Here is a 14,802-nt window from a genome sequence, read left to right on the forward strand (position 1 = left end):
TTATAAAATGCTATTTGATGTTGATAGACAATGTCTCCTTTGGCAGTCCTTCAGCCGACACGCTCAGCGTAGCCTTGCCCTGCTTTGTGCCTTCCACCACGACAACCAGCTCGCCACTGAAGAGCGGCATCTCCGTCGAGTTGAACGCCACGAGCGATGTTGCGTCGCCGTTGCATGCCGCACGGAACTTCGCTGCGCCCGTCACCTCGAACTTCATCTTGTTCGTAGCCGTCGGGCAGGGTGTTCCGTCCTTGTCCACTACCGACACCTTCACGAACGCCAGGTCTTCGCCCTTGGCAGCGATGCTGCTGCGGTCGGCTTCGAGCACGATGCGTGCCGGCTCGCCCGCCGTGCGCACCGTCTGTTCGCCCATCACCGTGCCGTCGTAGTTGTAAGCCACCACCTTCAGCTCGCCCGGCTCGTACTTCACGTTGTTCCAGCGCAGGCGGTAGCGGTCGAGGCGTGTGTTGGGGTTCTTCACTATTCTGCCCTGACTCTTTCCGTTCACGAAAAGTTCAGCCGACGGCGCATTGGTGTAGCAGTAAACCGGCGTCACCTCGCCCTCGCGTCCCGGGAACGTCCAGTGGGGCAGCACGTGCAGCGTGTTCACGTCCGTGCGCCAGTGAGAGCGGTACAGCCAGAAGCGGTCTTTCGGCAGTCCGGCGAGGTCGCAGATGCCGAAGTAGCTCGAACGCGACGGCCAGTATTCGTCGTACGGCGAGGGCTCGCCCAGATAGTCGTAGCCCGTCCATACGAACTCGCCTATCACATAGTCGCGGTCGTCCTGCATGCGCCAGTCGTCGTCCGGCAGATTGCTCCACGGACAATACTCTACGTCGTACGACGAGCACTGTCCGTCGCCGTACGTCTTCGAGTCTGACGGCTCCACGGGGAACTTGTACACGCCGCGCGAGCTCACCGTCGACGCCGTCTCCGAACCAAGCAGGAAGCCCTTCGGCAGTTGCTTTATGTTGTTGTCGTACTTATGCACGCGATAGTTGAAGCCCGGCACGTCCATCACCTGCGCAAAGCCAGACCCGAGCGCCGCCTCAGCCTGGTCCATGCCCTGCGTCACGGGTCGTGTAGGGTCGTACTTGTGGCAGAGCGCCTGCAGATGTTCGCTTATTTGTCGACCTTCTTCACTCCATTGCTCAGGTATCTCGTTGCCGATGCTCCACATAACGATAGACGGATGGTTGCGGTGGTTGCGCACTAGGTTCTCTATGTCGCGGTCAGCCCACTCCTCGAAGTTCAGCGCGTATCCGTTCTTGCATTTCGGGTATATCCACATGTCGAAGCTCTCCGCCATCACCATCATACCCATCGAGTCGCACACCTCCATCTGCCACGTTGACGGCATGTTGTGCGCCGTGCGTATGGCGTCACTTCCCATGTCCTTCATCGTGCGAATCTGACGGATGAGCGCCGCTTTGTTCACGGCTGCGCCCAGCGGACCGAGGTCGTGGTGCAGACACACGCCCTTTATCTTGCGCTGCTTCCCGTTCAGCTGAAAGCCGTCATACTGCGCCACACTTACCGTGCGTATGCCCACCTTCTGCTGTGTCTGGTCTACGAGTCGGTTGTTGCGGTAAAGACGTGTGACGAGCTTATATAAATAAGGTGTCTCTGGCGACCATAGCTGCGCGTTCTCAACCGTAAGGCGTTCCTCGGCGTCGCTTGTTGTCTTTGTCTGCGCTACCGTCTTGCCCTCGTTGTCGATGAGCAGGTTCTCCACTACGAGCCCTTTCTCCGCATTGTTGATGTTCGTGCATACGATCACCTCCGCCTTGCCGTCCGCAATCTGTTCGGTGCGGAAGTAGCTTCCCCACGGGTTTATGCTTGCGCGGTCGGCGGTCGTTACGAGCTGAACGGGTCGGTAGAGTCCGCCGCCGGGGTACCAGCGCGAACTCTCCTCGCGGTTGTTGAGGCTCACGCTGATTTCGTTCTTGCCTTTCTTCAAGAACGGCGCCGCATCCACGCGGAAGGCGTTGTAGCCGTACGCCCAGTGACCAGCCAGCTTGCCGTTGATGTACACGTGCGGGTCAGCCATAGCGCCGTCAAACTCCAGCACGGCGGTCTTTGGCAGACGCTTTATGTCGATGGTAGTCTTATAATAGCCGCGACCTATCCAGGGCAGAGCGCCCGAACGTCCCGACTTCTCCGTCTTCTCCGTCTCGCCGTTCTGCGCGATAGCCACATACTGCAGGTCCCATTTCTTGTCGAACGGTCCGTTTATAGCCCAGTCGTGCGGTATTGTCACCGACTTGTAGTTGATGCTGTCGCGTGAGAACTGCCATTGGCGCAGGTTCTGCGTCGTGCGCTGCGCCGAAGCCGAGAGGGCTGACAGAAGAGCGAGAGATATTAATGTTGATTTGTTCATGTTTTTAAAGATGTTGAGATGGTGAGGTGTTGAGATGGTGAGGTGTTGAGATGGTGAGAGTTGAGAGTTGAGAGTTGAGAGTTGAAAGTTGAGAGTTATGATATGCAATACAATCTCTATATTGAATAAAGAAAGACAACTGCAAAGGTAATCAAAACTCTCAACTTTCAACTCTCAATTCTCAATTATTTAAAAGCATCCAGCGCCGCCGTCGGTTTGCCGTTTGCGTCCGCCGTCTGACCGGTTTGCGTCCGCCGCCCGATCGGATTGCGTTCGCCGTCCGATCGGATTGCGTTCGGTGTCCGATGACATAAGTCCTACGTTTGGACGACTTTCCTTTACACTTTCCACTGCCCACAGCCCACTTCTTGCTTATTTAAAACCTACTACTTATGCTTTAATGTGTTAGAACTTCAGACCCACGCTGAGCGTGTATGCTAAAAAACATACGGCATCACGCCGAACGATTACTCGCACGGGTGATGCCGTATATACGTTTTTTTCAGTATTGTAAAATAGCTCCTTTGCTACTTCAGGTTATAGACAGCGTATTTCGCCCTGCCTTTGACCATGACCTTGTTGTAGGGCTTGGTCGGGAATACGAGGTTGGTCATAGCCATGCGACCTTCTGCGTCGAACGCCTCGATGCTGCAGCGGTCGATGAACACTCTGAGCTGAGTCATCTTGCCGTGAACCGGAGCCGTTGTGACGGCAGAGAAGTCGTCGCTGAAGTCCTTCAGTCCGCTCTTTGAGCGGTCGACGGTGAACGTGCGAATCTTGTCGTCGTAGACCATCACCACATTCTCGCCTTTTTCGTTCAAGAGAGTGATTGTGGCTGTGCCCTTGAGTGTAACCACCAGTTCGCACGACTCGCTCAGCGTCTTTGTAGACTTCTTCGGGCGAGCTACTGTCAGCTCGGGCGACGGAGTTACGCCGCAGTAGGTGTTGCCCTGATACTCGTAGAGGTCGAGGTCGCGCGGAATGGAGTTGCCCGAGCGATACTGCATTGTAGGCACCTGGTTGGCATACTGCCAGTTGCTCATCCATGCCATAGCCACGTGGCGACCGTTAGGAGCGTTGTCGAAGGTTATGGTAGCGTAGTGGTCCTTGCCGTAGTCCATCCAGCGTGTCACCTCAGGCGCAGTCTCGCATGTGAACTTCTTACCGTCGAAGTCGCCTACGAAATACTGTGTAGCCGAACCACCGAACGGGCCGCCGGGGTTGACGTTGCACATGAGAAGCCACTTATATGTGTCGGTGCCGCGCACGCGCAGTTTCATAAGGTCGGGGCACTCCCATACGCCGCTGTGGTTGCCGTATTCGGCACCGAACTGGCTTTCGAGTTTCCAGTCCTTAAGGTCGTCAGACGAGTAGATGTCCATGTGCTGACCCTCGGCAAGAATCATGTTCCACTTCTTGATGTCGTCGTTCCAGAACATGTGCGGGTCGCGGAAGTCGGGTGTGCTGCTTGTGATTATGGGGTTGCCCTCGTGTTTTGTGAACGTCATGCCGTTGTCGTTGCTGTAAGCGAGGCTTTGCGTCTGGTTCTCGCCAGCCGATGTGTACATAGCCACTACGGCATCCTTACCGAATCCGGCAGTATTGTTGTGGTCTACCACAGCCGAACCAGAGAATATAGTGCCCCATGCGTCAGGCTCAATAGGCGTACCCTCAAACTTCCAGTGCATGAGGTCGGTAGACGTAGAGTGACCCCATGTCATGTTCTCCCACTGCGATCCGTACGGGTTGTACTGGAAGTAGAGATTCCATACGCCGTCCTTGTAGAACATGCCGTTCGGGTCGTTCATCCATCCGTAAGTAGGAGTGTGGTGGTAGACGGGGCGATACTGCTCGCGGTTGGAGAGGTCGAGCGAGTCGGCGTACTTCATGTTCTTCCAGCAGGTGAAGCTCGCGATGCCGCCATCGTTGCGGTAGGTGCCGTTCACGTGGATGTCGAAAGAGATATTGCTGTTCTCCTTATACTCGTCGAGGAAGAACGGCACATAATAGTCGATGTGGTTCGAAGCCAGACGTATGTTGAACGCCTTCACCTGGTTGTTGCCGTCTATGACCTTCACGTTGCACATCTCAGCCTTCTCCTGCACCGGCAAGAGCAGGTATTTCTGCGATTTGTCAACACGATAGATGCAGTGGTTGCTACTGAGAAAATGGGTCTGCTGCGCCGAGGCTGTCATTGCAAGTCCTACGAGAAGCGACGCTGCCGCTGTGCGGCTGAAGAAAGATTTGTCCATATTTTATATAGGTTTTTAGAATAATCGAAATTGCCGAGTTGGTAGACTCTCGGTTTCTGCTGCAAAATTAAGCTATATGTCTAAATCTGTATAACATTTATGTTTCCTAAAATTGCAGAAAACAGCGTATGAAACAATTATTGAGCGAATTGTTTAAAATATTGTGTACACTTTTCGATAAATTACTTAACTTTGCTAACGAAAGCATTAAAACCTTACATGTATTTATGAAAACCAGAATCTCTAATACATTATTTATATTATTAGCGACGCTTGTTACGCTCAGCGGTTGCACCAATCACTATAAATATAAGATAGGTGTATCGCAGTGCGTAGGCGGTGCGTGGCGCGATAAAGCCAACGTAGAGATGCTCTCAGCGCAGCACCTCTACGACAATGATGTGAAGGTGATAATAAAGAACGCCGACAACAACAACGAACGCCAATGTCTGCAGATAGACAGTCTTGTGGACGAGGGCGTCGACTTGCTTGTGGTTTCGCCTAATGACTACCATGCTCTGAATGGCAGTCTGCAACGCGCTCGCGAAAAGAACATCCCTATTGTTTTCTTCGACCGCACTACAGCATTGAAAGACTATACCGCTTATATCGGCGGCGACAACGTTGAGGCAGGACGCAAGATGGCGGAGTATGCAGTTTTGCTATGCCGTGACAGCGTTAAGACTGACGGACGACGCCCTATTGTGCTGGAGATGACCGGACCGCTCGCAATATCGCCTGCCGCACAGCGCCACGCCGGATTTAGCGAAGTCATCAGCAAAAATCCGTCAATAGACTATCGTCATGTGCCAAGTCAATGGTCGTATGACGACTGCAAGCGCATTATGCGTGAATGGCTGGAGAATGGCAAGGCGGTAGATGTAGTGTTCTGTCACAGCGACCTTGCTGCTGTGGGAGCTTACGAGGCTGCAAAAGAGTTGCACAAAGAGCGTGAGATACGCTTTCTTGGCATCGACGGACTGCCGGGCGAGGGTCTTGACGCTGTGCAGAACGGACAACTCGCTGCCTCGTACATATATTCTACGCATGGCGAGGAAGTGATAGCTCTCGCTCTGCGCATACTTGAGGGTAAGCCGTTCAAGCGTACGAACAACCTGAAAAGCATTGTCGTCACGCCGCAGAACGTGGCAGACATTGCGCTGAGCAGCCATTCGCTGCAGAAGCAGAACTCCTATCTCGCCACCATACAGACAAAGCTTGAGACCTATCTCGGCTTCTACCACATACAGCGCGCGCTGCTCATAGTGTCGCTGCTCGTCATCCTGCTGCTGGCTGTAGCCGTGTTCACTACATGGCGTGCCGTGCGCGCCACACGCCGTGCCAACCGCCGCATGCGCGAACTGAATGATGAGCAGACTCGATTCTTCACCAACGCATCGCACCTGTTGCGCACGCCGCTCACGCTTATAGCCGGACCGGTCAAACAACTTGCAGAAGGCAAGGGCGACCGGCAGCAGCTCGTGGGCATCGTGCAGCGCAACGTAGAACAGTTGCAGCGCCTTGTGAGCGACGTGCTGCTGTTCCGCCGCGAAAACAGCGCCACCGTTGATGACACTACCGTAACTACCGACGAGCAACTCCTCGCAAGTCGCAAGGCTGTGCAGGAGAGTCGTCACGACACACTTATCAACGACAATGCCGAAGAACTCGCCACGGTGCTCATCGTCGACGACAACGCTGATATGCGTGCTTATCTGCGCACGCTGCTGCTCGACCGCTATTATGTTATAGAAGCTGCCGACGGACAAAGCGGACTGAAGCTCGCGGTGGAGAGCGTGCCCGACATCGTAGTGTCGGACGTGATGATGCCCGTAATGGACGGACTGACGTTCTGCACCCGTCTTAAGCAACACGAGGCAACAAGCCACATTCCCGCGTTGCTGCTTACAGCACGCAGCAGCGAGCAGCAGTGCATCGAAGGATTGCAGACCGGTGCCGACATATACATGACAAAGCCGTTCAGCGCCGACTTGCTGCTTGCCAACATCGCGTCGCTGCTTGCCAACCGTCAGAAGCTGCGCCAACTGTTCAACACTCAAAACCTCAATACTCAACACCTCAACACCACACCATCTCAACATTCAACATTCAACACTCAACATTCTACATCCCCTTCGCCCGACCGTCGCTTCCTCGATACCTTCCTCAAGGCAATGGAGAAGCACATGTCGAATACCAATCTCAAGATAGAAGATCTGGGCGGCGAAGTAGGACTCTCGCGTGTGCAGCTCTATCGCAAGGTGAAGGCGCTTACGGGCATGACTCCCGTCGAGATTTTGCGCGAGACACGACTCAAGCGCGCCATGCAGCTGCTCAAAACAACAGATAAAACAGTATCAGAAATAGCTAACGAAGTGGGATTTGCCACCCCGGGCTACTTCTCCTCATGCTTCAAAAAGCAGTATGACAAGTATCCGACAGATGTCAGAGAGGAGATGAAGGTTTAGCTTTTCGTGAAAAATATGAAAAAAAACTCAACGTTTTTGACTATTTAGTCAACGATTGTTGCATGTAACATGAGTGATATTTTGTGAACGATTCATGAAATATCACTCATCTTTTGTTTTATAACTTTGCAACCGTAAAACTTAAACCCACAACAAAAAACGTAAAACTTATGAAAAAAGCAAAAGTAGCTTTAGTAGGTATGCTCATGCTCGCTGGGTCAGGCGCATATGCTCAGACCAACGGCATCGGTGGAACAGTGACCGACAACGCCGGTGAACCTATTATCGGTGCATCGGTTAAGGTTAAGGGCTCCACGAACATGGGTACAGTGACGGATATCGACGGCAACTTCAAACTTGACGTGAAGCCAGGCGAAACTCTTATCATCTCTTATATAGGTTGCAAAGACCAGGAGGTGAAGGCAGGCGAAAACCTCAAGATTGTGCTTCAGGACAACTCAGAGGTTCTCGGCGAAGTGGTAGTAACGGGTTATCAGGTGCAGCGCAAGGCCGACTTGACGGGTTCTGTATCTGTAGTAAGCACCAAAGATCTCAAGTCGACAGCCGACACAGATCCTATGCGTTCGCTTCAAGGCAAGGTGCCGGGCATGACTATCACCACCGACGGTTCGCCAATTGGCACCGGTACGGTTCGCATTCGTGGTATCGGTTCGTTCAATTCTTCTCAAGATCCTCTCTTTGTTATCGACGGTGTGCCTACCACCACAACCCTCAACTCGCTCAACATGAACGATATTGAGAGTATGCAGGTGCTCAAGGATGCTGCTTCGGCATCTATCTATGGTTCGCGTGCTGCCAACGGCGTAATCATCATCACCACAAAGCATGGCAAGAAGGGTAGCAAGCTGAATGTAGACTTCTCAGCAAACCTTACAGCTCAGTTCTACAACTCGCAGTCGATGATGAAGCTCTGCAACACCTCAGAGTATGCTACGGCAATGGCTCAGGCTGCACTCAACGATGGTCTCGACCCCGTGGCTTATGCCCACAACTATGGTCTTGACTTCAATGCCTCTACCGGCCGCACCATCAAGGCATACGATCCTGCCTCAAAAAGCTATAAGACATATACCGTAAACGGTGCATACGACGGCTATATCAATGCAAAGAAAACAATGCGACTGTCGGACACCGACTGGCTTGACGAGATTTCGCGCACTGGTTTCATGCAGAGCTACGACCTCTCTCTGTCGGGTGCCACCGACAAGTTCACTGGTCTTTTCTCTGCAGGCTACAAGAAGAACGACGGTATCTTGAAGTATTCTAACTTCGAGAACTTCTCAGCCCGATTCAACTCTACATACAATGTGAACAAGATTGTAAGTGTAGGCGAGAACGCTACGGTTACTTACTCGAAGCAGGTAAATAGCGCACCGATGGAGAATGCGTTGAAGATGTCGCCTACGGTGCCCGTATACGAAGAAGACGGCACTACATTCGCTGGTCCGGTGGGTGGTATGAGCGACCGTCAGAACCCTCTGCGCGAGATGTACATGAACCGCGACAACGCACTGAAGATATGGCGTGTGTTCGGCAATGCCTATGTAGATGTGAAACCGCTGAAGGGCCTTGTACTCCGTTCTAATTTCGGTCTCGACTACTATCATTCGTTCATTCGCTCGATGAACCACACGTTCAAGTCGGACATCGTGAACAACAACATACCGAGCACTACACTCACTGCCCACGACGATGTGCGCTGGACATGGAGTAACACAGCCAACTACAACTTCAAGATTGCACGCGACCACGACTTCACGGTGCTTGCCGGTATGGAACTTCACAGGCAGACCGTAGAGGATATGGGTGCGTATGCCCAGAGCTACGTGATAGAGGACAAGGACTATATGTGGCCTGATGCCGCTACGGGTATTGAGCGCGCTACGGGTATCGGCTCTGGCTACTCGCTGGCTTCGTTCTTCGGTAAGGTCGACTACAACTGGCAGGATCTTATCCTTGCTTCGTTCACCATACGTCGTGACGGCAGCTCGCGTTTCGGCAAGAACAATCGCTATGGCAACTTCCCTGCAGCTACTTTGGGCTATCGTCTTTCGAAGAACCTCAAAGCAAACTGGATTGACGATCTTAAGATTCGTGCCTCATGGGGTAAGACTGGTAACCAGGAGATTTCAAACACAGCTCGCTACGGCTTGTATGTAGCCGACTACGGATTAGACCGTGTTACATCTACCGCTTACGATCTCTATCGTCAGGGTACAGGCGTCTTCCCGTCAGGTTTCCGCGCAACTCAGACTGCGAACGACAACTTGAAGTGGGAGACAACAATACAGTATAACGTTGGTGCCGACTTCTCTTTGCTCAGCCAGGAACTCTACGGATCGGTTGATGCTTATATTAAGGATGTAAAGGACATGCTTATCTCGCCGGCATTCCTCGGAGCAGTGGGCGAGGGCGGTTCTACATGGTCGAACGGTCCGTCGCTTCGCAACGTGGGTATGGAGGCAAGCGTGGGCTACCGCCACATCACTAAGTATGGTCTGCGCTACGACGTGACTGCCAACATCGACTTCTTCCGCAACAAAGTGACGTATCTGCCTTCTACCACAACCGGCTCGTATGCACACACAGTGAAGGAGAACCTCGTGCAGTCGAAGAAGCCTTACGGCTCTATCGTGGGCTACGTTGTAGATGGACTCTTCCAGAACAGCGAGGAGGCAAAAGCCTCTGGTCAGCCTAACGCTCGTGTGGGCGGATTGAAGTATGCCGACCTCGACCACAGCGGCACTATCGACGCAAAGGACCAGACATGGATATTCGATCCGGTGCCCGACTTCAACTGGGGTCTTAACGTGCAGCTCGGATACAAGAACTTCGACCTCTCTATGTTCTTCCAGGGAGTATGCGGCGTAGATGTCTACAACAACCAGAAATTCCAGACCGACTTCTGGAGCCTCACCGACGCCGGAAGCAACAAGGGCAACCGTATGCTTGGCGCTTGGACCGAGGACAACACTTCTTCTAAGATACCGGCGCTCACAACCAACAACACCGGTGACGAGGGACGCGCCTCTACTTACTTCGTAGAACACGGCAACTGGATGAAGCTCCGCACGCTGCAGCTTGGCTACAACTTCAGCGACTCGCTCCTGAAGAAGCTCCACATGACATCGGCTCGTGTATATGTTTCTGGTCAGAACCTCTTCACATGGAAGAGCAGCAGCTTCACTATCTCCGACCCCGAGAACCCCAACTGGGCATATCCTCACTCTTCATCAGTGTCGTTCGGACTGCAGCTCAGTTTCTAAGGAGCTATTGATATTACAAAGAAGTCAAAACAATTTAAAGAATCAGAACAATGAAAAATTTATATAAATATATATTTGCAGCGATGCTCACGCTCGGCACTGTAACATCGTGCAGCGATTTCCTCGACGACTCTCCGAAGGGCGTAGTCGATCAGGACAAGGCTTTCAAACTCCCCGACGACATGGTCAATTCGGCATACGCCATGCTCGGCGACTGCTGGTACTCTTATCCGTTCAACCTCTGGCCTTACGGCGATTTGTCGTCAGACGACTGCTTGAAGGGCGGATCGGGCACTACCGACACTGGCTATCATCCGATGGAGATTTGGTCGACCATGACTTCTACACCGGGCGAGTTCGACGAACTTTGGTATCGCCTCTACTGTGCTGTTAGCCGCTGCAACCGCGCGCTGCTCTCGCTTGAGCAGTATGGCGACAGCAAGCTTGGCGAGGAGATGACGAAGCAGCGTGTGGCAGAGGTGAAGTTCCTGCGCGCCCACTTCTACTTCAAGCTCATCACCATGTTCCGCCAGGTGCCTTGGATTGACGAGAACGTAATGAAGAACAATCTTCAGGAGAAGACCCGCAACGACGAGTTTACATACCAGGAGTTGTTCGGCAAGATAATAAACGATTTCAAGGAGGCATACGACGTGCTGCCCGAGATGCAGAAAGACCAGAACCGCGTCAACCGCGTTGCTGCTGCGGCATATCTCGCCAAGTGCTATCTGACGCTTGCCTACGGCGACGGCTACGAGGCAACCAACGGCTACGACCACGTCAACAAGGAGTATATGCAGAAGGTGATCGAATACACAAACGTGGTGAAGAACTCGCCTTACTTCGGCTATCTTGAAGACTATGGCGACATCTTCCTGCCCGAACATAAGAACAGCAAGGAGAGTGTGTTCGCTGTGCAGACTTCCGACTACAAGGAGGACAATACCACCTTCGGACGCGCCAACTGGAGCAACGTGCTCAACGGTGTTTGGGGAATGTGGTCGTGCGGATGGGACTTCCACAAGCCGTCGCAGGACCTCGTGAACGCCTTCAAGACAAAGAACGGACTGCCCGAGTTTGACGATTATAACAAGCATATCGACTATCCCGTCAACGGCCAGCCGACCACCCAGAAATGGGATCCGCGTCTCTTCCACACCGTGGGTATGCCTACTTTCCCGTACAAGTACGAGAAGGAGTATACGCTCACAAAGGCTAACAGTCGCACACCGAACACTTACGGCTACTACTGCTCTATGAAGGAGGTGCCGCAGCGCTCTAAGGGCGAGACCTACAACGGCTCATGGCAGGCGTTCGCTATGAACGACTATGTATTCCGCTTCTCTGATGTGATGCTCATGCGTGCAGAGGCTCTCATCGAGACCGACCAGCTTGCTGAGGCTCGCACCATAATCAACGACATTCGTCAGCGTGCGAAGAACTCTGTAGACAAGCACATCGCTTACGCCAAGGATCAGTGCGAGATAGCGCTCTATCCCGAGTCTTACTTCCAGAACAAGGAGACGGCACGCAAGTGTCTGCGCTGGGAGCGCCGTCTGGAGCTTGCAATGGAGAACGGACGCTACTTCGACCTGCGTCGCTGGGGATTGGCTTCAAAGACTCTCAACGCCTACTTCGCAACCGAGAAGAACGACGTGTACGACGGACAGACATACGCTACGTATCTTAAGGATGCCCACTACACGGCTGGCAAGAACGAGTTCTACCCGATTCCTTACAACCAGCTCTACTATGTGCCTGGCTTGTATAAGCAGAACAAGAACTACTAAAGGACGCTACCGATATTCGGAGTAGATATAAAACCCTTAATACGAAAAAGCGGAGGATACAACACCTCCGCTTTCTTGTACTGTGTAAAGCGCAATAGTACGAATGTTGCATCTGTAGCAAATATGTTGTGCAATGCGATTATTACAACTTTATGCAACATAATTTTCGCTCTGCTCGGCACGTTTAGTGTAATTTTGCCGCAGAAATTAATTCTCAACTCAACTAATAACTAAAAGTTTCATACGCAATGAACAATTCCAATCAAAGCAAACTGACACTCATCCCGGTGATGATTGCCTTCTTCACTATGGGCTTCGTCGACCTGGTCGGTGCGGTTTCAAACAACATGCAGGAAGACTTCGGACTCTCCGACTCCGCTGCAAACTTCTTCCCCTCGCTCGTGTTCTTCTGGTTCCTTATCTTCTCTGTGCCTACGGGCATGCTGATGAATAAGATAGGTAGAAAGAAGACAGTTCTGCTCTCAGTAGTAATCACAACATTGGCTGTGCTCCTGCCGCTCTTCGACAGCTTTATGCCTACAAAGGAGAGCCAGCTCTGGCTGATGTACATCTCTTTCTCGCTGCTCGGCATAGGCAACGCCATCATGCAGACCGGCATCAATCCGCTCGTGACGATGCTCGTGAAGGGCCATCTCGCTTCTACGCTCACCTTCGGACAGTTTGTCAAGGCTATCGCTTCGTTCATCGCTCCGCTCATCGCTGCTTGGGGCGCTACCACAACGGCTCCTATCCTCGGACTCAGCTGGCGCATCCTCTTCCTCCTGTTCTTCGTAGTGGGCATGGTGGCTACGCTGTGGCTCGGCATGACACACATCGAGGAAGAACCCATCGAAGGCAAGGCTTCTGGCTTCGGCGACTGTCTGAAGATGCTCGGTTCGCCTATCATCCTGCTCTCGTTCATCGGCATCATGTGCCACGTGGGTATCGACGTAGGCACTAACGCTGTTGCACCGAAAGTGTTGTTCGAGCGTCTTGGCGGCGCCGGTGACTCGCTCAGCCAGTTCGAGTACGCCACGTCAATCTACTTCGCGTTCCGTACGCTCGGCTGCTTCACCGGCTCAATCCTTATGCGCAAGCTCAATATCCGCACCTTCTTCACAATCATCGTGCTGATGATGGCGCTCTCTATGGTCGGCTTGGTGTTCGGCACAGAGAAGTGGGAGCTTTGGGCAGCTATCGCTCTCGTAGGCTACGGCGACTCTAACGTCTTCTCTATCGTCTTCTCGCAGGCTATGCTCTCTGCTCCGGAGAAGAAGAACGAGGTTTCGGGCCTTATGATCATGGGTCTGTTCGGTGGCACGGTGTTCCCGCTCTTCATGGGCTTCGCCAGCGACGCTGCAAAGGCTGCCGGCGCTCAGTATCCGCAGGTTTGGGCTGCTGCTGTGATGGCTATCGGCGTGCTCTATCTGCTCAGCTATATACCTAAAGTAAAGCAGAACTAAAGCCCAAAGCCCCTCCAACCCTAAAGCCCCTCCCAACCCTCCCCGTCGGGGAGGGCTTAGTTAGCCTAAAAATGCTTAGAAATGCTTAGAAAGGCTTAGTTTGCCTTGGCTTAGGAAGGCCCAAGAAGGCTTAGAAAGGCTTAAACGCTGCCTTAGAAAGGCTTAAACGCTGCCTTAGGAAGGCTCGGCTTATTAAAAAAAACAATAACTGAAAACAATAAAACTATGGAAAAGAAATATGTAGTAGGACTCGGTGAGGCACTCTGGGACGTGCTTCCTGAAGGTAAGAAACTTGGTGGTGCACCGGCTAACTTCGCGTTCCACGCCGGTCAGTTCGGCTTGAACTCTATCGCTGTGAGCGCTCTCGGCGAGGACAAGCTCGCTGACGAAACCGTGCAGCAGCTCGAGGAGAAGGGCTTGCAGTATTGCATGCCGCGCGTGCCTTATCCAACCGGCACCGTGCAGGTGAAGCTCGACGACGAGGGCATACCTACATACGATATAAAGGAGAACGTGGCGTGGGATAACATCCCGTTCACCGACGAGGTGAAGGCTATCGCTGAGAACACTGAGGCTGTGTGCTGGGGCTCGCTCGCCCAGCGCAACGTGGTGAGCCGCGAGACTATCTACAAGTTCCTCGACGCTACACCTGCCGACTGCATGAAGATATTCGACATCAACCTGCGCCAGGACTTCTACACAAAGGATGTTATCTGCGAGAGCATGAAGCGCTGCAACGTTCTTAAGATCAACGACGAGGAGCTTGTGCTCATCGGCAGAATGTTCGGTTATCCGGGCTTGGACATCGAGAACAAGTGCTGGCTCATTCTCGGCAAGTACGACCTCGATATGCTCGTGCTCACCTGCGGCGTAAACGGCTCGTACGTGTTCACACCAGGCGAGATGTCGTTCCAGCCCACACCGAAGGTAGAGGTGGCTGACACCGTTGGCGCAGGCGACTCGTTCACTGGCACCTTCTGTGCTTCTATCCTTGCCGGAATGACGGTGGCTGAGGCTCACGAGCGCGCAGTGAGAGTGAGCGCATACGTCTGCACGCAGAACGGCGCAATGCCCGTACTGCCTGAGGAGGTGAAGTAAAGCCAAAGCCCCTCCCAACCCTCCCCGTCGGGGAGGGCTTAGTTAGCCTAAAAATGCTTAGAAA

The 14,802-nt window shown here is 52.9% G+C and carries 7 protein-coding genes; 5 read left to right on the forward strand and 2 right to left on the reverse strand.

Annotation, left to right across the window (positions count from 1 at the left end; all coding sequences use genetic code 11):
- Positions 1 to 10: 10 nt before the first annotated feature.
- Both KTQ90_RS01855 and KTQ90_RS01860 read right to left on the reverse strand, forming a co-directional pair.
- The gene (locus KTQ90_RS01855; RefSeq protein ID WP_217317009.1) at positions 11 to 2,380 is read right to left on the reverse strand and encodes a glycoside hydrolase family 2 TIM barrel-domain containing protein; all 2,370 of its coding nucleotides are present in this window, start codon (positions 2,378 to 2,380) and stop codon (positions 11 to 13) included.
- 527 nt (positions 2,381 to 2,907) lie between these two features.
- Positions 2,908 to 4,632, reverse strand: a complete 1,725-nt coding sequence (locus KTQ90_RS01860) for a DUF4980 domain-containing protein (protein ID WP_217317010.1) — start codon at positions 4,630 to 4,632, stop codon at positions 2,908 to 2,910.
- A gap of 227 nt (positions 4,633 to 4,859) precedes the next feature.
- Here KTQ90_RS01860 and KTQ90_RS01865 point away from each other — a divergent pair, with 227 nt between their 5' ends.
- From KTQ90_RS01865 to KTQ90_RS01885, 5 genes are all read left to right on the forward strand, one after another.
- Positions 4,860 to 7,100 (forward strand): substrate-binding domain-containing protein, encoded by a 2,241-nt coding sequence (locus tag KTQ90_RS01865; RefSeq protein ID WP_217317011.1) that lies wholly within the window; start codon positions 4,860 to 4,862, stop codon positions 7,098 to 7,100.
- 170 nt (positions 7,101 to 7,270) lie between these two features.
- Positions 7,271 to 10,387, forward strand: coding sequence for a SusC/RagA family TonB-linked outer membrane protein (locus KTQ90_RS01870; protein WP_217317012.1), 3,117 nt, complete (start codon positions 7,271 to 7,273; stop codon positions 10,385 to 10,387).
- Between the two features lie 50 nt (positions 10,388 to 10,437).
- Positions 10,438 to 12,177 carry a RagB/SusD family nutrient uptake outer membrane protein gene (locus KTQ90_RS01875; RefSeq protein WP_217317013.1) on the forward strand — a complete coding sequence of 580 codons (1,740 nt, stop codon included), beginning with the start codon at positions 10,438 to 10,440 and terminating at the stop codon, positions 12,175 to 12,177.
- Positions 12,178 to 12,425: 248 nt separating this feature from the next.
- The gene (locus KTQ90_RS01880; protein ID WP_217317014.1) at positions 12,426 to 13,640 is read left to right on the forward strand and encodes an MFS transporter; all 1,215 of its coding nucleotides are present in this window, start codon (positions 12,426 to 12,428) and stop codon (positions 13,638 to 13,640) included.
- A gap of 225 nt (positions 13,641 to 13,865) precedes the next feature.
- Positions 13,866 to 14,738 (forward strand): carbohydrate kinase family protein, encoded by an 873-nt coding sequence (locus tag KTQ90_RS01885; RefSeq protein ID WP_022430585.1) that lies wholly within the window; start codon positions 13,866 to 13,868, stop codon positions 14,736 to 14,738.
- The last annotated feature ends 64 nt before the right edge of the window (positions 14,739 to 14,802 follow it).

This window comes from Leyella stercorea, assembly GCF_019052365.1.
Classification (GTDB): domain Bacteria; phylum Bacteroidota; class Bacteroidia; order Bacteroidales; family Bacteroidaceae; genus Prevotella.